Raw genomic sequence first — 18,394 nt, forward strand, 5'->3', positions numbered from 1 at the left:
GAAGCAGATGGTCGACACGCGATGCCCTTCGCCCGTATGAACGACGAGCAAGCCCGCACGCGCGTGCGCGGTTCGATTGCCGGATGGACGAGCGACACGTCGTTGCGAGCGGCTCGCCGACTGGAAATACGATGAATTGAACTCAAGAATGAACGCTCAGATCGCCAACAGTGGCGCGCCTTTGCGCATTATTTTACAATGGGGCGGAATGTCGCGCGAGTTAAAGGACTATCGAAAAAACGGCCACTTCGGAGTGGCCGTTTCATCGTTCGCCGCACCGGCTGTACTAGCGCGCTAGCGCACCGGAACGGCCAACGCCTCGCGTTTGGCGAGCAGGCCGTGAATCTGCGAGACGACCGCCGCGCCTTCGCCGACCGCCGCCGCGACACGCTTCGTGGAAGTCGACCGCACATCTCCGATGGCGAACACGCCCGGCACGCTCGTCTCCAGCGCCATGACGCCTTCCGTGCGGCCTTCGTGCGCCTCGGGGCCGGTCAGCACGAAGCCCTTGCCATCGACGTTCACATTGCAGTTGCGCAGCCAGTCGGTGTTCGGATCAGCGCCGGTGAAGAGAAAAAGATGCCGCGATTCGATCGTGAGCGGACCATCGGGCGTCTTGCAGTTGACCGCCGTGAGCGCGCGGCCATCGCCTTCCAGCGATGCGATCTGCGTGTGGGTGCGAACCGTGACGTTCGGCAACGAGCCGATGCGCTCGACGAGATAATGCGACATGCTCGCCGACAGTCCCGCGCCGCGAATCAGCAAATGGACATGCTTCGCGTGCGTCGCGAGATAGACGACGGCCTGTCCCGCCGAATTGCCGCCGCCGACCAGCACGACTTCCGAGTTCTTGCACAGCTTCGCCTCGACCGGCGACGCCCAGTAATACGTGCCGTGCCCTTCGTAGCGCTCCAGTCCCGCGATGTCCGGCCGCCGATACGCCGCGCCCGATGCGATCACGACCGTCTGCGTCGTCACGCGCGCGCCGTTCTGCAACTCGATCTGGATCGGATTGCAATCGCAATGCAACGCCTTGATCTTGGTCGGAATCGCAATATGCGCGCCGAATTTCTGCGCCTGCACGAACGCGCGCCCGGCGAGCGCCTGGCCGGAGATGCCGGTTGGAAAGCCGAGATAGTTTTCGATACGCGAACTCGCGCCCGCCTGACCGCCCGGCGCGCGGCAATCGAACACCGCCACGGACAAGCCTTCGGACGCCGCGTACACCGCCGTCGCGAGCCCGGCGGGGCCCGCGCCGACGATTGCGACATCGTAGACATGCGCCGGATCGAACTCGGGCAGCCAGCCGAGCTGCGTCGCGACCTGATTTTCGTCGGGCGCGCGCAGCACGGTGCCGTCGGGGCAGATGACGAGCGGAAAATCGGATGTCGACGCCGATATGCGTTCGAGCAGCGCGATGGCATCGGGATCGGTGCAGGCGTCGATGACCGTGTGCGGATATCCGTTGCGGCGCAAAAAGCCTTGCAGCGAGACGAGACGGCCATCGTCCGACTGGCCGAGCAGCACCGGCCCGCTGCCTTTTTCGATCAACCCGACGCGCCGCAGGATCAGCGCGCGCATGATGCGCTCGCCCAGTTCCGCTTCCGCGACGAGCAGCGCGCGCAGACGCTCCGGCGGAATCACGATGCCGTCGACATCTTCGGCGGCGACGCCATCGACGAGACACGGCTTGCCTGAAAGCTGCGCGACTTCGGCCAGGAAATGTCCCGGCCCGTGCTCGACGACGAGATGCTCCTGCCCGAGCGCGTTGCGCCGCGTCACGCGCACGAGCCCTTTCAGCACGATCACCATGCCGCGCCCGGTTTCGCCCATGCGGAACAGCCATTCGCCCTGGCGCCAGTGCGCGGCGGTGCCGAAGCGGCTCATGCGCTCGACCTCGTTGCCGGTCAGACGCGGAAACATCTGATGCGCGCGCGTTTCGAGCGGCGAGAACGGCGCGTTGTCGTCGCTCGTCGCGGGTGCGGCGGCGGATGTCGGCACCACGTTCGGATCGGGATTCTCGAGCGGCGCGCGCGCGCTCCATGCGACGACATTCGGCATGTCCTGAGCGGACTCGTTGAACGGCGTTGAACTCATGCGCGATCTCCGTGTGGAAAGCCAGCTTCATGCAGGGATGCAGGACCGGCGGACGATGCCGGCGCAGGCGACGCCGACGCCGACGCCGATGCCGCCTTGACGGGCCACGGGCACATCGCCGCCATTTCCGCGACTTCCTCGGGCGTGGTCGCGGCGAGTTCGCCGAACTCCGTCAGCGTCGCGACCTGAAAACCGGCGAGCCGCCAGGCGTCGAGCCCGCCGGTGAGCGGCACGACGTCGCGAAAGCCCGCGTTGCGCATGGTTTTCGCCATCCACGCCGCCGACACCTCGTTCGGGCACGAGCAATAGATGACGACCTTGCGCGACTTGTCGTAGCTCTCGATGATCCTCGCGAGATCGCGTTCGTCGGCGAATAGCGAGCCGGGAATCGCGGCCGGATCGAGCATGCGCTTTTCGGGCGAGCGGATGTCGAAGATTACGGGAAGCGGCTCGTCGTTCATGAGCGCGTACAACTCGTCCACGCTGATGCGCGCCTTCTCCAGCGTCGCCATGAGCGCGCGGCGGCGCCACCAGCGGTACGAGACGTAGATCGCGAGCAGCACCGCGATGACCACGACCGCCTGCCGCCCGAGCTGCGAGATCATCGCGAAGACCATTTCGAGCTGCGCCGCGAAGATGACGCCGACCGTCAGCCCGACCGCGCCCCACAATGCGATGCCCGCGCCATCGTGCGCCACGAAGCTGCGCAGCTTCACGCCCATCGCGCCCGCGAGCGGCACCGAGACGAGCGAGAGCCCCGGAATGAATTTCGCGACGAGCAGGATGCGCACGCCCCAGCGTCCGAAAAAGCGCTCGGTCTTCTTCACGCAGGTATCGCGTGAAAGCGAGAGCTTGCAGATGGTCTTGAGCGTCTTGTCGCCGTACTTGCGCCCGCCTTGAAACCAGACGAGATCGCCGAGCACGCCGCCCGCCACCGCGACGCACAGCACGCCGACGAGCGGCGGCCAGAACGCGGCGCCGTTGACCGCCATGAGCGCGATGGACGCGCCGACGACGATCATCGTCGGCATTGCGGGCACGGGCAGCCCGAGCGCCGAGCCCATTACGTTGACGAAAACGATCGCCGGGCCGAATCGATCGACTAGCTGATGCAACAACATGGGAAACTCCCGCGCGGGAAGGAAGAGTCACGCGACGGAACGCGCGCCGTGGAACCGGCGCTGCGCGGGCGCACAAGCACGAATGCGAGAGAGATACGAGCTTGCGGCCGCTCGTGGTTCAACGCGGTGCACGCGGCGCCGGGCCGACGTTCGTCACATTTAAGAGATAAGTGTAGCCCGGAAATGCGAACGTAAGCATGACATGCGCGCGCGAGACGGGCATCGCGCGCGCGACGCCCATTTCGTGGGAGGAAGCGGATTACTTTTCGTCGATGAAGGCGCGGATGACATCGGCGAAATTTCTGTCGCCGGTGAGGCCCAGTTGCTCCGCGCGCGCCGTGTTCCACGCGCCCGGCCAGCTATACACGATCTTCTCGATGCGCTCGTCGCGCTGCCAGTCGATGCGCTGCGCGACTTCGTCGCCGGCCACTTCGCGCAGCGCCGCCACCATCTCGTTCACGCTCACCGACAACCCCGGCAGATTGATCACCGGCCGAAGCCCGAGTTTTTCGCGCGCGATCTCGCAGCCCGCGATCAGCGCGTCGACCGCGCTTTTCGGCGACAGCAGCCATACGCGCGTTTCGCCGTCGACGGGACATATCGAACGCTCGCCGTTCAGTGGCTCGCGGATGATGCCGCTCGCAAACGACGACGCCGCCGCGTTCGGCTTGCCCGGCCGCACGCTGATAGTCGGCAGGCGCAACACGCGGCCATCGACGAAACCGCGCCGCGCGTAGTCGGAGAGCAGCAATTCGGCGATCGCCTTTTGGGTTCCGTACGACGATTGCGGATTGAGTGCGGTGTCGTCCTGCACGACGTCGGGCAAATCGCCGCCATACACCGCGACCGAACTCGTGAACACGACGCGCGGCTTGTGGCCCGCCGCGCGGCACACTTCGAGCAGCGCGCGCGAGGCGTCGAGATTGATCTTCATGCCGAGATCGAAGTCGGCCTCGGCCTGGCCGCTCACGATCGCGGCGAGATGGAAGATGGCCTCCGTCTGCGTATCGATATGGCGTTGCAGCACGGCCGGATCGGAGATGTCGCCGGTTTCAGCGCGCACGCGTTCGTCGTTCAGCAGGCTATCGTCTTGCGGGCGCGCGACGTCGAGCAGCACGAGTTCGGTGATCGGCTTGCCGTTGAGTTCGTTACGTTCGAGCAGCCGTTTCGCAAGCCGCTGACCGATAAAACCCGCGCCGCCGGTGATCAGAATCTTCATGGAGTCGCTTTCCTTTTCACAGATAAGGTTTGAGCCAGCCGAGACCCTCCGACGTGCCCGCCTTCGGCTTGTATTCGCAGCCGATGAAGCCCTCGTAGCCGAGCGAATCGATCAACTCGAAGAGATACGGATAGTTCAGCTCGCCAATGTCCGGTTCGTGGCGCTCCGGCACGCCCGCAATCTGGATATGACCGATGCCCGCGTTCGGGCGCTTCATGTCGCGTTTGAGCTTCATCGCGATATCGCCTTCGACGATCTGGCAGTGGTAGATGTCGAATTGCACTTGCAGGTTTTTGGCGTTTATCTCGTCGCAGATCTGCTGGGCTTCGTCCTGGCGGTTCAGGAAGAAGCCAGGAATATCGCGGGTGTTGATCGGTTCTATCACGATCGTTATGCCCGCTTTTTGGGCTTCTTTTGCGGCGTATTCGAGGTTCTTCAGGTATATCGCTCGATGCTCGTCTCTGTTTTGATTTCGTGCGATGAGGCCGGCCATGACGTGCAGCTTCTTGTTGCCTAGCGTGGCGGCATATTCGAGTCCTTTCTCGACGCTCTGTCTGAATTCTTCCTCACGGCCTGGCAACGATGCGATGCCGCGCTCGCCCTTCGACCAATCGCCCGGCGGGGCGTTGAACAACGCCTGCGTCAGGCCATTGTCCGTCAAGCGCGTTTTGATCTCGCTCGCTTCGAAGTCGTAAGGGAACAGGAATTCCACCGCCTCGAAGCCATCCCTCGCCGCCGCGGCGAATCGGTCGAGGAATGCGTGCTCCGGGTACATCATCGTCAGGTTTGCTGCGAATTTGGGCATTTGCGGTTTGCTCCCTCTTGCTTGGTCGTCTATGGAATCCTGTGTTCGCGGCGGTCTATTGGCGCTGCCCCTGTGCGGGGCGGCAGTCACTTTCTTTGCTGCTGCAAAGAAAGTAACCAAAGAAAGCAGCTTCTTTACGCCCGCGGTCACACGCAGTTTGAGTAGTCCTCTCGTCGTCCGTGGCTCTCGCCTAACATGTGCCCTCGTAGGACCAATCGGGCGTGGATCGCGCACGGTCTGACTCGCTAGTCCACCTCGTGCACTGGTTCAGCAGTCATTCATCCGGCACCGCGCTCCGCGCTGCCGTCCGGTTCTTTCGCTCCTCCCTACCAACGCGCGCCGAACGTCTTCTTTAAGTCTTCTATCGCTTCTTCCGTCAGCGGTTCCGGGCGCGGTGTCGTCGATAGATATAGCCGCGCCGTCTCTTCCAGCTCCTCCAGCGCATAGCTCGCCTGCGATACCGACTTCTCCCACACCACCGGCCCCAAACGCTCCAGCAACACCGCCCTCACCCTCGACGCCATCGCCGCCACCTCCTCCGCCACCAACGCATCGCCCGGACGGCGATACGCAATCAACGGCACATGGCCCACCTTCATCACGTAGTACGGCGTGATCGGCGGCAATACATCATCCTTCTTCCACACGCCCGCCAACGTCAGCGCCACCAGATGCGTCGAATGCGTATGCACCACGCCGCGCGCTTCCGGCTCGTTCTCGTATATTCGACGATGCAGCGCCAGCGTCTTCGACGGACGCCCGCCCGATACATGATTGCCGTCTCTGTCCACCTTCGCGATATCGTTCGGGTCGAGACGGCCCAGGCATGCGTCCGTCGGCGTAATGAGCCAGCCGTCATCCAGACGCGCACTGATGTTGCCCGCGCTGCCCACCGTGTAACGGCGCTCGTACAGGCTCCTGCCCGTCACGCAGATCTCTTCGCGGACAGCGTTCTCGTTCGATGCCATCACAGTGCCTTCAGCGCCTTGTCGAAGAAATCCGTCGTGCCGAAATTGCCGGACTTGAGCGCCAGTCCCAGCGCTTCGCTTTCATTCGCGCCGATCGATTGCGTCGCCGGCACGCCCGGATCGATCTGCGGCCCGATGCGCAAGCTGCGCACGTCCAGCGCCTGCACCACCGCGCCCGATGTCTCGCCGCCCGCAACCACGAACCTGGCGTAGCCCTCGTTACGCAACGTCTTTGCAATCGACGCAAGCGCATCCTCCACCAGATGCCCCGCCCGCTCGACGCCCAGTTCCTTCTGCACCACCTTCACTTCTTCCGGCGATGACGTCGCGTAAATCAATACCGGCTCGTCATGTCTGCGCGCGAATTCGACGGCGTCCTGCACGACCGGCTCATCGCGCGATAACGCCATCGGATCGATGCGAAACGCCGGCTTCGATTCGCGCCACAGCGCAACCTGCGCGTTCGTCGCCTTCGATGCGCTTCCCGCCAGCACCACCGACTTGCCCGCGAGCTTCGGCAGATCGGCCGCATGTTCCGCGTGCGCGAGCAGATTCGCCGCGCGGAAGTTGTTCGGCAAGCCGAGCGCGATGCCCGAGCCGCCCGTAATCAGCCTCAGGTCGCGGCACGCATCGCCGAGCACGTACAAGTCCGCGTCGGAAACGGCATCCGCGATCGCGAGGCGCACGCCGTCCTTCTTCAATTCGACGATGCGCGCGCGAACCGCATCCGCACCCTCCGCGATCGTGTCGTAACGAATCAGTCCGACCTTCGAATCCGTCTGACGCTGCAAGACACGCACGAGATTCGGATCGGTCATCGGCGTGAGCGGATGATGCTCCATGCCCGATTCGTTCAGCAACACATCGCCGACGAAAAGGTTGCCGCGAAAGATCGTGCGGCCGTTCTCGGGAAACGCGGGGCACGCGATGGTGAAGTCGTCATTCACCGCTTCGAGCAACGCGTCCGCGACCGGGCCGATGTTGCCTTTGTCGGTCGAATCGAACGTCGAGCAATACTTGAAGAAGAACTGGCGGCAGCCCTGCGCGCGCAGCCATTCGAACGCATCGAGCGACTGGCGCACGGCGTCGTCGGCGGGAATCGTGCGCGACTTCAGCGCGACGACGATCGCGTCCGCGTCGAGCTTCGTCCCCGCTTCCGGCACGCCGATGGTCTGCACCGTGCGCATGCCGCCGCGCACGAGCATGTTGGCGAGATCGGTCGCGCCGGTGAAATCGTCGGCGATACAGCCGAGCAGTGCCTGCGCCGCTTGCGTCATTGTTTCGCTCCGTTCGGGACTTCGATGCCCGGAAAAATCTTGATGACCGCCGAATCGTCCTCGCCGCCGTGTCCGGCCGTCGACGCCATCATGAACATCTGATGCGCCGCCGCCGAGAGCGGCAGCGGAAACTTCGACGTGCGCGCCGTATCGAGCACGAGGCCCAGGTCTTTCACGAAAATATCGACGGCGGAAAGCGGCGTGTAATCGCCCGACAATATGTGCGGCACGCGATTCTCGAACATCCACGAATTGCCCGCGCTGTGCGTGATGACGTCGTACAGCGCATCCGGATCGACGCCTTCGCGCAGGCCGAGCGCCATCGCTTCGGCCGCCGCCGCGATATGCACGCCCGCAAGCAACTGATTGATGATCTTCACCTTCGAGCCCGCGCCGTGCGCGTCGCCGAGCCGGTAGACCTTGCCCGCGATCGCGTCGAGCACGTCTTCGCAGGCGGCGTAGGCATCGGCGGGGCCGGAGGTCATCATCGTCATGTCGCCGGAACTGGCTTTCGCCGCGCCGCCGGACAAGGGCGCATCCAGCATGTGCAAGCCCTTTTCGCCGATGCGCTTGCCGAGATCGGCGGCGAATTGCGGCGATACGGTCGCGCACGCGAGCACGACGCCGCCCGGTTTCATCGCGTCGGCCGCACCGTTCTCGCCGAATAGCACGGCTTCCGTTTGCGCCGCGTTGACGACGACCGTCAGCACGACATCGCACTTCGCGCCAAGCTCCGACGGCGTCGCGCACGCGATGCCGCCTTCGGCCGCGAATGCATCGAGCACGGGCTGACGCACGTCGCACGCATGCACGGCGAAGCCCGCGCGCAGCAGCGAGCGAGCGACGCCCATGCCCATTGCGCCGAGGCCGATGACTCCGACGTTTCGTGTCATATCCGATCCTTAACAGATGCCCGCTTCCGCCAGTCGGCGCGCGGCGTTGATGAGATGGGTCTGCGCGGCGTGGCGCGCGGCGTCAGGCTCGCGCGTGCGGATCGCATCGACGATCGCCGCGTGCTCCTCGCGCACCTGCCGCATGAAATCTTCGCGCAGCGCTTCGTTGCCGCGCGTGACGAGCGTGCCGGCTTCGAGATACTGATTCAGAAAGGTGAGAGTTTTCAGGAAGTACGGGTTGCCGGTCGCGTTCGCGATCTCGCGATGGAACGCGACGTCTTCCGCGACGCCATCGCGGCCTTCGCGCACGGCTTCGTCAATGGTGGCGAGCGCGTCGTCGATGGCGGCGAGTTGCGCGTCGGTGCGGCGCAGCGCGGCTTCGGACGCGACTTCGGCTTCGATCGCCCGGCGCAGCGCGAGAATCTGCACGACCGCGCCCGGCTCGACAGCCTGCGCGTAATCGATGCGCAACGGCCGTATCCCCGCGCGCTCGACGATGAACACGCCGCTGCCCTGACGCGGCTCGACCATGCCTTCGTTCTTGAGCCGTGAAACGGCTTCGCGGATCACCGTGCGGCTCACGCCGAATTCCTGCGCGAGCACGGCTTCTGTAGGCAGCTTGCCGGTGGCGACGAAGCTGCCCTTCTCGATCAGCTTTTGCAATTGCTGCGCGACGGTATCGCTCATCGCGCGCGGCGGAATCTTTTCGAACATCGACTCGATGCGCCTCGTAAGGTCATCGGGTCATCATACAAATTTTCACGATGAAGCAGACCGAGGAATTACCCTCGGTCGGGCGCTACTGCGCGAGCGGCTCGTCGATGAGCGCGAGCGCGTCGCGAATTTCGGAAACGTCGCGGGGCCGCACGAGGCGCGCGACTTCCTTGCCGCCGAGCATGAAAACGAGCGTCGGCCAGAGCTTCACGCCGAAAGAACGGCCGAGCGGGCGGCCGCTGCCGTCTTCGATCTTCATGTGCTCCACCGCGCGATGATCCTGGAACGCTTGCGCGATCAGCGGCTGCGCCGCGCGGCAGAAGCCGCACCAGTCGGTGCCGAACTCGACGACCATCGGGCCGGAGAGCGCGTCGATCTCCGCGCGCGCGGGCGCGGTCTTCGCGTATTCGATATTCATGCTCATGGCGTGGTCCCCCTGTCTATTGTTGTCGATGAAGCCAGCAATAACGTTGCCCGATATTACTGTCCGAACCCCGTCAATCCCAAAAGCGCGCCGCCCGCGAGCAGCCACAGCGGATGCAGCTTCGTCCGGTACGACAGCACCGCGACCGCCGCCGTGATGCCGATGAGCACCCACGATCCATCCGACGCCTCGGCGATCAGCAGCGCGCTCGCCGCGACGAGGCCCGCCGTGATCGGCACGAGACCGAGCTGGACGAAGCGCCGCCACGGCCGGTCCTTGAAGCGCTCCCACGCGTGCATCGCGGCGATCGTCACGAACGACGACGGCCCGAACTTCGCAAGCGACGTGACCAGCACGCCCGGCCAACCCGCCACGTGCCAGCCGATCAGCGTGACGACCATCATGTTGGGTCCGGGCGCGGCCTGCGCGAGCGCGAAGAGCGCGGAGAAATCGGCCTTCGACATCCATTCGTGAACCTGCACGACCTGGCGCTGCATTTCCGGCAGGATCGAATTGCCGCCGCCGAACGCGAGCAGCGACAACTGGCTGAAGATCGCGGCGAGCGAAAGCAGATCGTGATTCATCGGCGCACCTTCCGCGCGATCAGCACCGAAATCGGCGTGAAGACGAGCATCGTCGGCAGAAGCGGCGTGCGCAGGATCGCGATCGACGCGAACATCAGCAGCGCGACGATCGCCGCCTCGGGTTTGCGCCGCAGCGGCCACATGATCTTCACGGCCATCGCGACGAGCAGGCCCGCCGCGGCCGCCGCAAGCCCTGCAAACAGATGCGCGATGCGCGGGTCCTGATGCGTGCGCTGATAGATCACGCCCAGCCCGATCACGATCAGCGACGGCCCGACAAGCAGCCCGAGCAGGCCCGCGAGCGCGCCCGGCACGCCGCGAAAACGCATGCCGATGGCCACCGACAGATTGATCACGTTGCCGCCCGGCAGAAACTGGCAGAGGCCGAGGAGATCGGTGAACGCGTCGGCGTCGAGCCATTTGCGGCGCTCGACGATCTCGCGTCGCGCGAGCGGCAGCGCGCCGCCGAACGCCGTCAGCCCGAGCGTCAGAAAGCCGATGAAGATTTCGGTGACGGTCGGCCGGGGCGCGATGTCGGCATCGGACATGGCGCTCAACCGCGCGCGCGGCGCGCTTCGTAGGCTTTCAGATGCGTGTACGCGACCGCCAGCGCCGACAGCCCCGCGACTTCCGTACGCCGCCGCGCGAGCAGATCCCCGACGATGTGATCCGCCTCGATCGGCGCGCGATTCTCGAGATCGCGCAGCATCGACGCGGTCATCGTCGAACCGCGCTCCGAGAAGAACGCCCGCGCCCGCGCGACGACCGCCTCGCCCGGCGCGTGCCCGTTGTCGCCGGCGATGCCGCGGCATTCGTCGAAGAGCTGGAAGAGCAGCGCCTCGCCGCCCGGCGCCGCGAGAATATCGCCGACGGGCGCGCGCATGAGGCACGTGCCCGTCGCGAGCGTGGCGAGGAACACCCACTTGTCCCACATCGATTGCAGGATGTCGTCGCTCACGTTCAGATCGAAGCCCGCGCCGTCGAGTTGCGCGGCGATCGCGTCGATGCGCGGCGAGCGGCCGCCCGCGCGCTCGCCGATGGTCATCGAATGCATGTTGTTCAGATGCACGATCTCGCCTTCGGCGTCGAGCGTCGCGGCGATCACGCACTGGCCGCCGAGCACGTTCGCGGGATCGAAGCGCGCGTCGAGCGCGTCGAGATGGCCCATGCCGTTCAAGAGCGGCAGGATCGCGGTATCGGGACCGACGGCAGGCGCGAACGAATCGATCGCGCCTTGCAGGTCGTAGGCCTTGCAGCTCAGGAGCACGAGATCATAAGGACGGTCGAGGTCTTTCGCGAGGACCATCGGCGGACAGGCGAACGCGAGATCGCCTTCGGGACTCTTCACTTTGAGGCCGCACTGACGCAGCCGCTCGGCGCGGCGCTCGCGCACGAGAAAGGTCACGTCACGGCCGGCTTCGAGCAGCCGCGCGCCGAAATATCCGCCGATCGCCCCCGCGCCCACTACCAGAATCCGCATGTCTCGCTCCTTTTGACGAATTATTTCGCTTCGAGCTGCTTCAAAACCTGCTTCACGCCTGCCAGACGCCGTAGCCCGCTTCCCGCAGGCCGATGGCCAGTTCCACTTCCATGTCGCGCGCGCCGTCGTAGGGCATCGGGTTGTACATCTCGTACAACTGCGGCAGGAGCCGCAGGCCGTATTCGCGGACGTAGCGATTCGACTGGATGCCGGCCTTGTGCTTGTCGAAGCGCACGTCGGGATCGATGCCCGTCATGCCCACGTAGACGAACGGCTTGCCGATGACGTAATCCGGATTCGCGCGACGAAAACGCGCTTCGTTCCAGACCGTGCCGGACAGTTCGACGACGTAGACGGAATGATGATGGCTGCGCGCGCGCCGGACGGGCGGCATGTTTCGGATGGCCTTCGCGGCGTGCTCGTTGCGGGCGTCCATTCTATGACGGCGACGCCTTTGACGCTCGATCGCGCGGCGCGGGAACTGCCGGATGCGCCTCAAAGTGGTAAATTCGGGCGGTCTGCGCTCGCGCAAATCGATCGGACACCGGCACGGCCCATCGCGCCGCCGATCGAACCCGGAGACGATCTCTCACGCGCGGGCGCCGCCCCATCGACACGTTTTCATCCTGACGCCGCGCGCCACGAGCCGCGCGGCGTTTCGGTCCTCCGGAGATCAAGCAATGAGCAAACAAGCAATCGGCGTGGTAGGCCTCGCCGTCATGGGCCGCAATCTGGCCTTGAACATCGAGAGCCGCGGTCACGCCGTTTCGGTCTACAACCGCAGCCGCGCCAAAACCGACGAACTGATTGCCGAACATCCCGACAAGAAGCTCGTACCGACCTACACGCTCGAAGAGTTCGTCGAATCGCTCGAAAAGCCGCGCCGCATCCTGATGATGGTGAAGGCCGGCGCCGGCACGGACGACACCATCGCGTCGCTGCGTCCGCTGCTGGAAAAGGGCGACATTCTCATCGACGGCGGCAATACGCATTTCACCGACACCATTCGCCGCAATCAGGACCTTGCGAAGTCGGGGCTGCATTTCATCGGCACGGGCGTGTCGGGCGGCGAGGAAGGCGCGCTCAAAGGCCCGTCGATCATGCCGGGCGGACAGAAAGAAGCGTACGAACTCGTCGCGCCGATCCTGACCGAGATCGCCGCGAAGGCGCCGGACGGCGAGCCGTGCGTCGCGTATATGGGACCGGACGGCGCGGGCCATTTCGTGAAGATGGTTCACAACGGCATCGAATACGGCGACATGCAGCTCATTGCCGAGAGCTATGACGTGCTGAAGCGCGTCGCGGGCTTGTCGAACGAAGAGCTGGGCAAGGTGTATGTGGAGTGGAATCAGGGTGAACTGGATAGTTACCTGATCGAGATTACCTCGAAGATCTTCTCGAAGAAGGATGAAGAAACCGGCAAGGATCTCGTCGATGTGATCCTGGATCGCGCCGCGCAGAAGGGCACAGGCAAGTGGACGAGCCAGAACGCGCTGGACCTCGGCGCGCCGCTGCCTTTGATTACGGAAGCGGTGTTCGCGCGCGTGCTGTCGTCGCTGAAGGATCAGCGTGTGGCGGCTTCGAAGGTGCTTTCCGGTCCGAAGCCGAAGTTCGATGGCGATCGCGCGGCGTTCGTGGAATCGGTGCGGCGTGCGTTGTATCTGTCGAAGATCGTGTCGTATGCGCAGGGCTTCGCGCAGTTGCGCGCGGCGTCGGAAGAATACAAGTGGGATCTGCATTACGGCGAGATCGCGAAGATTTTCCGGGCGGGTTGCATCATCCGCGCGCGCTTCCTGCAAAAGATCACCGACGCGTACAAGACGAATCCGGACCTGGCGAATCTGCTGCTCGATCCGTATTTCAGCGATATCGCGGCGAAGTACCAGGATGCACTGCGCGATGTCGTCGTCGCGGCGGTGAAGGCGGGGATTCCGGTGCCGGCGTTCTCGTCGGCGATTGCTTATTTCGATGCTTACCGCTCGGAGAGGTTGCCCGCCAATCTGGTGCAGGCGCAGCGGGATTTCTTCGGGGCGCATACGTTCGAGCGCACGGACAAGGAAGGGAGTTTTCACGCGCAGTGGGCGTGAGGATCGCGCCTTTTTTGTTTTGAGGTCAGAAACGCGGCTTTGCGGAGCCGCGTTTTTTTTCGATGTCTGGAATCCCGGTCTGGCTGAACTGCGCCCATTGTCGATTCACCTCGTCGCCGGAACGCAACCCGTGAACGGCTTTGCGAAATCGTTCATTCATCGTCGCACAGTCGGGCCGTCGCCTCGCGCTTTCGATGCTGTGCGTCTTCGTGCGCGCGCAATGCGCGTTGCAAAGCGATCCTCGCGACCTGCACTTCGGTGAGCGCATCCGAAAGCGCACGTTGCTTCGTCCGGACTGCCGCGATCACTTCCGCCTCCCGGCTCCGATGTATCTTCAGCGCGGAGCGCCATAGCGTGGCGTCCTGCTTGCCGTGTCCGCACAGGCCAAGAATGTCGGGCAAGCGCGCGGCGTGGCGATCCCGCTCCGTGACCTGCCGCATCAACTCGACACGCGCCTCATGAGCCGCCTGTTGCATGCGTGCGAGCAAGCGTCGGCAGCGGTGCACGCGCAGGGCGCGCACGCGCACGAGGAGGGTCCATAAGCGCCCTGTTTCGCCCGCGGAACTCATGGCGATACTCCCGCGCTAGCGGACAAGGCATGCAGAGCCGCGAGCGTTTCTTCATAAGACGAGTACTCGTCCTGATCCTGGCGCAGGAAATCCAGGATGCGGGGATGCCGCTCGATCGCACGGTCGCTGGCCGCATCCGCGCCGCTTCGATATTCGCCGATCTGCAACAGCAATTCGACATCCTGATAGCGCGCGAGCCACTCGCGTACGCGGCGTGCATCGTCGCGGTGCCGGTCCCGCGCGATGCGCGTCATGAGGCGGCTCTTGCTGTGCAGCACGTCGATTGCCGGATACTGCCCGGCCGCACCGAGCCGGGCGGCAAGCTGAATGTGACCGTCCAGCAGCGAGCGCGCTTCTTCGACGATCGGATCGGCCAGGTCCTCGTCCTCGGCGAGCACCGTGAAAAAAGCCGTCACGCTGCCCTCGCGGGTGAGCCCACCCATCTCGATCAGCCGGGGCAACTCTGCGAATACGCGCGGCGGGTAGCCGCGACGCGCAGGCGGTTCGCCAACGGCGAGGCCCACTTCGCGCAGCGCGCGTGCAAAACGCGTCAGGGAATCGAACAGCAGCAACACCTGCTTTCCCTGCGCCCGCAACGTCGACGCGATCCCACTGGCAAGCTGCGACGCGCGGATGCGCTCCGCGGCGGGCCGGTCCGAGGTCGACGCAATGACGATCACTCGCGAGCGTTGCTCGCGCAGATGATCCTGGACGAATTCCGAGACTTCGCGGCCGCGTTCGCCGATGAGCGCCGCCACCACGAAATCTGCCTGCGCATGATTGGCGATCATGCCCATCAAGGTGCTCTTGCCTCCGCCCGCGGTCGCGGAAATGCCGACGCGCTGCCCGATCCCGCAGGTGATCAATCCGTCGATGGCCCTCACGCCCGTCACGAAGGGATGCGTTATCACCGGACGCTCGAGCGGATTGAGCGGCAGATCTTCTCGGTATGCGGGTGAGTCCAGCCGGGGCGCCGGCGGCCCGCCGTCCAGCGGATTGCCGAGACCGTCCAGAACACGGCCGCCCAGCCTGCTTGCATCGAGACGCGGCCACGCGAGTCCGCAGCCTTCGACGCGCGTAATGTCGGAGAGCCCGGAAAGCCCCGCGAACGGCATGACGAGCGCGCCATCCGGTCCGAAGCCGATGACTTCCCCGATTTGCTCTTCCCGTGTGTCCGCCCGCACGAGGCGCACTTTCTCGCCGATGCGCAGCGACGCGCCCACCACCCTCGCGATGACCCCGCGAGCCTCCACCACACGTCCGTGCATCACCGGCGCATCGAGCCATGGCTGCGCCGGCTTCGGCGCACCGCTCCCGCTCTTGTTCATCGCGGCCTCGTCAGGGTTGCAACGGCGCGAACGCGGTACACGTCGCGCGGAATTTCCTCGATCGCCAGCACATCCATGCGCAGGCCGAAGGTATCAAGCATGCGTACCAGGTGCGAGCGCAAGGTGGCCGAAGTGATCAACAGGCGCACGGACTCCAGTGCGGTGCCCAGAACGCGACGCAACGCATCCAGCTGATCGAAATCGAGCGGGCAATACGGCTCGCCGTCAGGTCCAATGCGGATGCTTGCTTCGAGCTCCGCCTCCCACGCCGGTTCGAGCACGCCCGCCTGGATTTCCCAGGCGTCCAGATTGGCGAGGGCGCGCGCAATCTGCGGACCGAGTTCGATGCGGCATTCGCGCACCATGCGCTCCAGCGTGGACTCGTTGGCCGGTACACGAAGAATCGCTTCCAGAATGCCGCGCAGATTGCGGATCGACACGCGTTGCTGAAGGAGTTGCCTGAGCACCGCGGCAAGGCGGACGGTGGTGACGCGGTGCTCGACCTGCATCGCGAGTTCGCGGTACTCCTGTCCGATGCGGCTCAACAGGAAGCGCGCCTCCTGCGTACCGATCAGGCGGGGCGCACAGCGCTCGATGACTTCCAGCAGATGCTTGCACAGGACGTCGTCCGGCGAATCGATGGCGTAGACCGAAGCGTCGAGCGTTGCAGCCTCGCCAGCCGCCATCCAGACGGACTTCTCGACGCCAGGCCGGTAGCCCGGTACGCCTTGCATCGTCACATCCGCCGCGCGGCCGCTGACCAGCACATGTTGCGCAAGGAGTACGCCGCTCGCGAACGGCACATCGTCGATATCGACGATATAGCGATCGGAAGCGAGCCGCGCATCCACCAGTATGGCAAGCCCCGGAAACGGCAGGCCGAGCCGTTCGTTGAGCGTGTGGCGCAACCGACCGAGCAGGCCGTTGAGCGCGTCAGGCCGCATGGCCCGAATGACGTCCCTGCCGACGCGCAGGCGGAGCACGTTGCTCGTGCCGAAATCGACATCGTCGAGGAACTGGGGCATGTGGCGGCTACCGTCTCGCGCCAGCGCGGGCATCGGCGCCTGCAATGCAGCTTGCGCGCGCCGTTGTGCGCGCATCAGAAGTACCGCGAGGCCCGCGAGCGCGCCGGCCAGCAGCGCAAACTGTACGTGTGGAAAGCCCGGGATCAGTCCGAGCGCGGCGCAGCACACGCCTGCCATCAGGAGCGCATGCGGCCGAAGCGTCAACTGGCCATAGAGATCGGCGCCGAGGTTCGAACCGGAGCCCGCCTGCGAGACGCGCGTGACGAGAAGGCCGGCGGCGATGGACACGACGAGCGAAGGTATCTGCGACACCAGTCCGTCGCCGATGGTGAGAATCGTGTAGACCTGAAGCGCATCGCTAAAGGACATGCCGCGCTGCACGAGGCCGATCGTCAGGCCCCCCACGATATTGATGAGCGCGATCACGAAACTGGCGATCGTGTCGCCCTTGACGAACTTCATGGCGCCGTCGAGCGAGCCGTACACATACGTCTCCCGCTCGAGCCCCGCGCGCATCGCGACTGCCTGCTCGGCGCTGATGAGGCCGCTGCGCAGATCGGCATCGATGCTCATCTGACGCCCCGGGATAGCGTCCAGCGTGAAGCGCGCCGAGACTTCCGCGATGCGGTCCGCGCCCTTCGCGACTACGATGAACTGAATTGCGCACAACACCAGAAACACGACGATGCCCACCGCCACATTGCCGCCCGCCACCAGTTCCCCGAAAGCCTGGATGACACGGCCCGCATGCGCATGCATGAGAATCATCTTCGTGGAGGCGATGGCCAGCGCGAGGCGCAGCAGGGTGGTCATGAGCAGGAGCGCCGGAAAGCCCGGGAGATCGGCGGCGCGCGACACGTAGATCGTTGTGAAGAGCATGAGAAAGCTCACCCCGAAGCTCATGCCGATAAACAGATCGAGCAGGAACGGCGGAAGCGGCAGGATCAGCAGCGAAAGCACGCCGATGAAGCCAGCGGCCGCCGCGAAATGAGCGTAGCGCGCAAGTCTGTCGGGCAGGCCGGCCAGGAGAGACGAGAAAGATTCAGTTTGCGTCATGATTTGTCGTTGATTGATCTATGTAACGCACGGCGGCGGCCCTTGACTAACGGATCGCCCTCCTCCTCGCGGTTTTCACGTTTCAGTTCGTCCTTGTTCATGCGCAGGCGGCGCTTGTGCAACATGCGCTGAATTCCGTAGTCGGCGGCTGCGGGCGCGAGCTGCGACAGCGCGACCATGGCGAGGAGGCGCGAATGGGCTTGCGTGGCGAGCGCGAGTTGGGATAACGGCTCGAGCGAGTAGAGAGGGCCGACATGAGCCAGCCACGCTGAAATCGCGTTCCAGGCGACGTATGAGAGGACTGTCATCTGAATCAGCATCAGTCCCGTGTCCAGCAAGGCCTTGAGACCGAAGAGATTCTTGAAGCCTTCGATCGGATTCAGACGCCGGAGGTCCGGTGCAACCCGCTTGAACGCGATGAGGCCACGCGCCTGAACCAGTTCGGGGACGACCGCCGCAATGAGCCCGCAAACGGACATCGTGAGCGCCGCCCTGCCGGGGTCCGCCGCGGCCGACAACACTGCCTTGAGCCGCCAGTCCAGCGATCGGTCTGCGTCGATGCTCACGCACGTCTGAACCATCCTCACGAAGGAAGCGAACAGGTTCGGCGCCTGGAACGTCATCAGCAACCACCAGAGGCCGCCACTGACAGCGGTGCTGAGGTGAGCGCTCTTTGGAATGTCGCCCTCCTTGCGCGCGCGTTGCAGCCGTCGTTGCGATGGCTTTTCCGTTTTGTCGCTCATCGCG

Annotated in this window: 18 protein-coding genes; 1 reads left to right on the top strand and 17 read right to left on the bottom strand. The window is 64.7% G+C overall.

Annotated elements, in window-relative coordinates:
• Positions 1 to 294: 294 nt before the first annotated feature.
• From AWB77_RS12840 to AWB77_RS12900, 13 genes are all read right to left on the bottom strand, one after another.
• Entirely contained in the window at positions 295 to 2,097 is a 1,803-nt protein-coding gene (locus AWB77_RS12840; protein WP_061134830.1) for an FAD-dependent oxidoreductase, read from the bottom strand.
• Positions 2,094 to 3,215 carry a DedA family protein/thiosulfate sulfurtransferase GlpE gene (locus AWB77_RS12845; RefSeq protein ID WP_374728693.1) on the bottom strand — a complete coding sequence of 374 codons (1,122 nt, stop codon included), beginning with the start codon at positions 3,213 to 3,215 and terminating at the stop codon, positions 2,094 to 2,096. The genes AWB77_RS12840 and AWB77_RS12845 overlap by 4 nt, the downstream gene beginning before the upstream one ends.
• Before the next feature lie 262 nt (positions 3,216 to 3,477).
• On the bottom strand, positions 3,478 to 4,437 hold the full coding sequence (gene denD / locus AWB77_RS12850) for a D-erythronate dehydrogenase (protein ID WP_061134832.1): 960 nt from the start codon (positions 4,435 to 4,437) through the stop codon (positions 3,478 to 3,480).
• A 16-nt stretch (positions 4,438 to 4,453) separates the two neighbouring features.
• Complete coding sequence (gene otnI / locus AWB77_RS12855; protein ID WP_061134833.1) at positions 4,454 to 5,242, bottom strand: 2-oxo-tetronate isomerase; 789 nt, start codon at positions 5,240 to 5,242, stop codon at positions 4,454 to 4,456.
• 326 nt (positions 5,243 to 5,568) lie between these two features.
• On the bottom strand, positions 5,569 to 6,210 hold the full coding sequence (otnC, locus tag AWB77_RS12860) for a 3-oxo-tetronate 4-phosphate decarboxylase (protein ID WP_061134834.1): 642 nt from the start codon (positions 6,208 to 6,210) through the stop codon (positions 5,569 to 5,571).
• Positions 6,210 to 7,487 carry a 3-oxo-tetronate kinase gene (gene otnK, locus AWB77_RS12865; RefSeq protein WP_061134835.1) on the bottom strand — a complete coding sequence of 426 codons (1,278 nt, stop codon included), beginning with the start codon at positions 7,485 to 7,487 and terminating at the stop codon, positions 6,210 to 6,212. The genes otnC and otnK overlap by 1 nt, the downstream gene beginning before the upstream one ends.
• The gene (ltnD, locus tag AWB77_RS12870) at positions 7,484 to 8,380 is read right to left on the bottom strand and encodes an L-threonate dehydrogenase (RefSeq protein ID WP_061134836.1); all 897 of its coding nucleotides are present in this window, start codon (positions 8,378 to 8,380) and stop codon (positions 7,484 to 7,486) included. Before ltnD ends, otnK begins: the two co-directional genes overlap by 4 nt.
• A gap of 9 nt (positions 8,381 to 8,389) precedes the next feature.
• Complete coding sequence (locus AWB77_RS12875) at positions 8,390 to 9,094, bottom strand: FadR/GntR family transcriptional regulator (RefSeq protein ID WP_061134837.1); 705 nt, start codon at positions 9,092 to 9,094, stop codon at positions 8,390 to 8,392.
• A gap of 85 nt (positions 9,095 to 9,179) precedes the next feature.
• Entirely contained in the window at positions 9,180 to 9,518 is a 339-nt protein-coding gene (locus AWB77_RS12880) for a thioredoxin family protein (protein ID WP_061134838.1), read from the bottom strand.
• Positions 9,519 to 9,574: 56 nt separating this feature from the next.
• Positions 9,575 to 10,102, bottom strand: coding sequence for a chromate transporter (locus tag AWB77_RS12885; protein ID WP_061134839.1), 528 nt, complete (start codon positions 10,100 to 10,102; stop codon positions 9,575 to 9,577).
• Positions 10,099 to 10,650 carry a chromate transporter gene (locus tag AWB77_RS12890; protein ID WP_061134840.1) on the bottom strand — a complete coding sequence of 184 codons (552 nt, stop codon included), beginning with the start codon at positions 10,648 to 10,650 and terminating at the stop codon, positions 10,099 to 10,101. The genes AWB77_RS12885 and AWB77_RS12890 overlap by 4 nt, the downstream gene beginning before the upstream one ends.
• 5 nt (positions 10,651 to 10,655) lie before the next feature.
• A complete protein-coding gene (panE, locus tag AWB77_RS12895) occupies positions 10,656 to 11,582 on the bottom strand; it encodes a 2-dehydropantoate 2-reductase (RefSeq protein WP_061134841.1) in 927 nt (308 codons plus the stop codon).
• Between the two features lie 52 nt (positions 11,583 to 11,634).
• Entirely contained in the window at positions 11,635 to 11,976 is a 342-nt protein-coding gene (locus tag AWB77_RS12900) for a hypothetical protein (RefSeq protein ID WP_061135119.1), read from the bottom strand.
• A gap of 286 nt (positions 11,977 to 12,262) precedes the next feature.
• Between AWB77_RS12900 and gnd the strand changes: the two genes are divergently transcribed.
• Entirely contained in the window at positions 12,263 to 13,669 is a 1,407-nt protein-coding gene (gene gnd, locus AWB77_RS12905) for an NADP-dependent phosphogluconate dehydrogenase (protein WP_061134842.1), read from the top strand.
• Between the two features lie 152 nt (positions 13,670 to 13,821).
• Here the strand turns inward: gnd and AWB77_RS12910 are convergent, their stop codons facing one another.
• From AWB77_RS12910 to AWB77_RS12925, 4 genes are read right to left on the bottom strand one after another with little or no spacing between them, the layout of a single operon-like run.
• Complete coding sequence (locus AWB77_RS12910; protein ID WP_061134843.1) at positions 13,822 to 14,238, bottom strand: hypothetical protein; 417 nt, start codon at positions 14,236 to 14,238, stop codon at positions 13,822 to 13,824.
• Positions 14,235 to 15,566, bottom strand: a complete 1,332-nt coding sequence (locus AWB77_RS12915; protein ID WP_061134844.1) for a FliI/YscN family ATPase — start codon at positions 15,564 to 15,566, stop codon at positions 14,235 to 14,237. The genes AWB77_RS12910 and AWB77_RS12915 overlap by 4 nt, the downstream gene beginning before the upstream one ends.
• The gene (locus tag AWB77_RS12920; protein WP_061134845.1) at positions 15,563 to 17,647 is read right to left on the bottom strand and encodes a flagellar biosynthesis protein FlhA; all 2,085 of its coding nucleotides are present in this window, start codon (positions 17,645 to 17,647) and stop codon (positions 15,563 to 15,565) included. The genes AWB77_RS12915 and AWB77_RS12920 overlap by 4 nt, the downstream gene beginning before the upstream one ends.
• Positions 17,644 to 18,390 (bottom strand): EscU/YscU/HrcU family type III secretion system export apparatus switch protein, encoded by a 747-nt coding sequence (locus AWB77_RS12925; protein ID WP_061134846.1) that lies wholly within the window; start codon positions 18,388 to 18,390, stop codon positions 17,644 to 17,646. The genes AWB77_RS12920 and AWB77_RS12925 overlap by 4 nt, the downstream gene beginning before the upstream one ends.
• Positions 18,391 to 18,394 lie beyond the last annotated feature (4 nt).

Origin of the sequence: Caballeronia fortuita (assembly GCF_001544835.2) — a bacterium.
Classification (GTDB): Bacteria; Pseudomonadota; Gammaproteobacteria; order Burkholderiales; family Burkholderiaceae; genus Caballeronia; species Caballeronia fortuita.

What these genes read in the sequence shown, in the direction of transcription:
- otnK (WP_061134835.1), bottom strand. Translation starts at nt 7,487, where the DNA reads ATGACGCAAGCGGCGCAGGCACTGCTCGGCTGTATCGCCGACGATTTC.
- AWB77_RS12885 (WP_061134839.1), bottom strand. Translation starts at nt 10,102, where the DNA reads ATGAATCACGATCTGCTTTCGCTCGCCGCGATCTTCAGCCAGTTGTCG.
- panE (WP_061134841.1), bottom strand. Translation starts at nt 11,582, where the DNA reads ATGCGGATTCTGGTAGTGGGCGCGGGGGCGATCGGCGGATATTTCGGC.
- AWB77_RS12920 (WP_061134845.1), bottom strand. Translation starts at nt 17,647, where the DNA reads ATGACGCAAACTGAATCTTTCTCGTCTCTCCTGGCCGGCCTGCCCGAC.
- AWB77_RS12890 (WP_061134840.1), bottom strand. Translation starts at nt 10,650, where the DNA reads ATGTCCGATGCCGACATCGCGCCCCGGCCGACCGTCACCGAAATCTTC.
- AWB77_RS12875 (WP_061134837.1), bottom strand. Translation starts at nt 9,094, where the DNA reads ATGTTCGAAAAGATTCCGCCGCGCGCGATGAGCGATACCGTCGCGCAG.
- AWB77_RS12840 (WP_061134830.1), bottom strand. Translation starts at nt 2,097, where the DNA reads ATGAGTTCAACGCCGTTCAACGAGTCCGCTCAGGACATGCCGAATGTC.
- AWB77_RS12925 (WP_061134846.1), bottom strand. Translation starts at nt 18,390, where the DNA reads ATGAGCGACAAAACGGAAAAGCCATCGCAACGACGGCTGCAACGCGCG.
- AWB77_RS12880 (WP_061134838.1), bottom strand. Translation starts at nt 9,518, where the DNA reads ATGAGCATGAATATCGAATACGCGAAGACCGCGCCCGCGCGCGCGGAG.
- gnd (WP_061134842.1), top strand. Translation starts at nt 12,263, where the DNA reads ATGAGCAAACAAGCAATCGGCGTGGTAGGCCTCGCCGTCATGGGCCGC.
- AWB77_RS12910 (WP_061134843.1), bottom strand. Translation starts at nt 14,238, where the DNA reads ATGAGTTCCGCGGGCGAAACAGGGCGCTTATGGACCCTCCTCGTGCGC.
- AWB77_RS12900 (WP_061135119.1), bottom strand. Translation starts at nt 11,976, where the DNA reads ATGCCGCCCGTCCGGCGCGCGCGCAGCCATCATCATTCCGTCTACGTC.
- ltnD (WP_061134836.1), bottom strand. Translation starts at nt 8,380, where the DNA reads ATGACACGAAACGTCGGAGTCATCGGCCTCGGCGCAATGGGCATGGGC.
- AWB77_RS12915 (WP_061134844.1), bottom strand. Translation starts at nt 15,566, where the DNA reads ATGAACAAGAGCGGGAGCGGTGCGCCGAAGCCGGCGCAGCCATGGCTC.
- denD (WP_061134832.1), bottom strand. Translation starts at nt 4,437, where the DNA reads ATGAAGATTCTGATCACCGGCGGCGCGGGTTTTATCGGTCAGCGGCTT.
- otnI (WP_061134833.1), bottom strand. Translation starts at nt 5,242, where the DNA reads ATGCCCAAATTCGCAGCAAACCTGACGATGATGTACCCGGAGCACGCA.
- otnC (WP_061134834.1), bottom strand. Translation starts at nt 6,210, where the DNA reads ATGGCATCGAACGAGAACGCTGTCCGCGAAGAGATCTGCGTGACGGGC.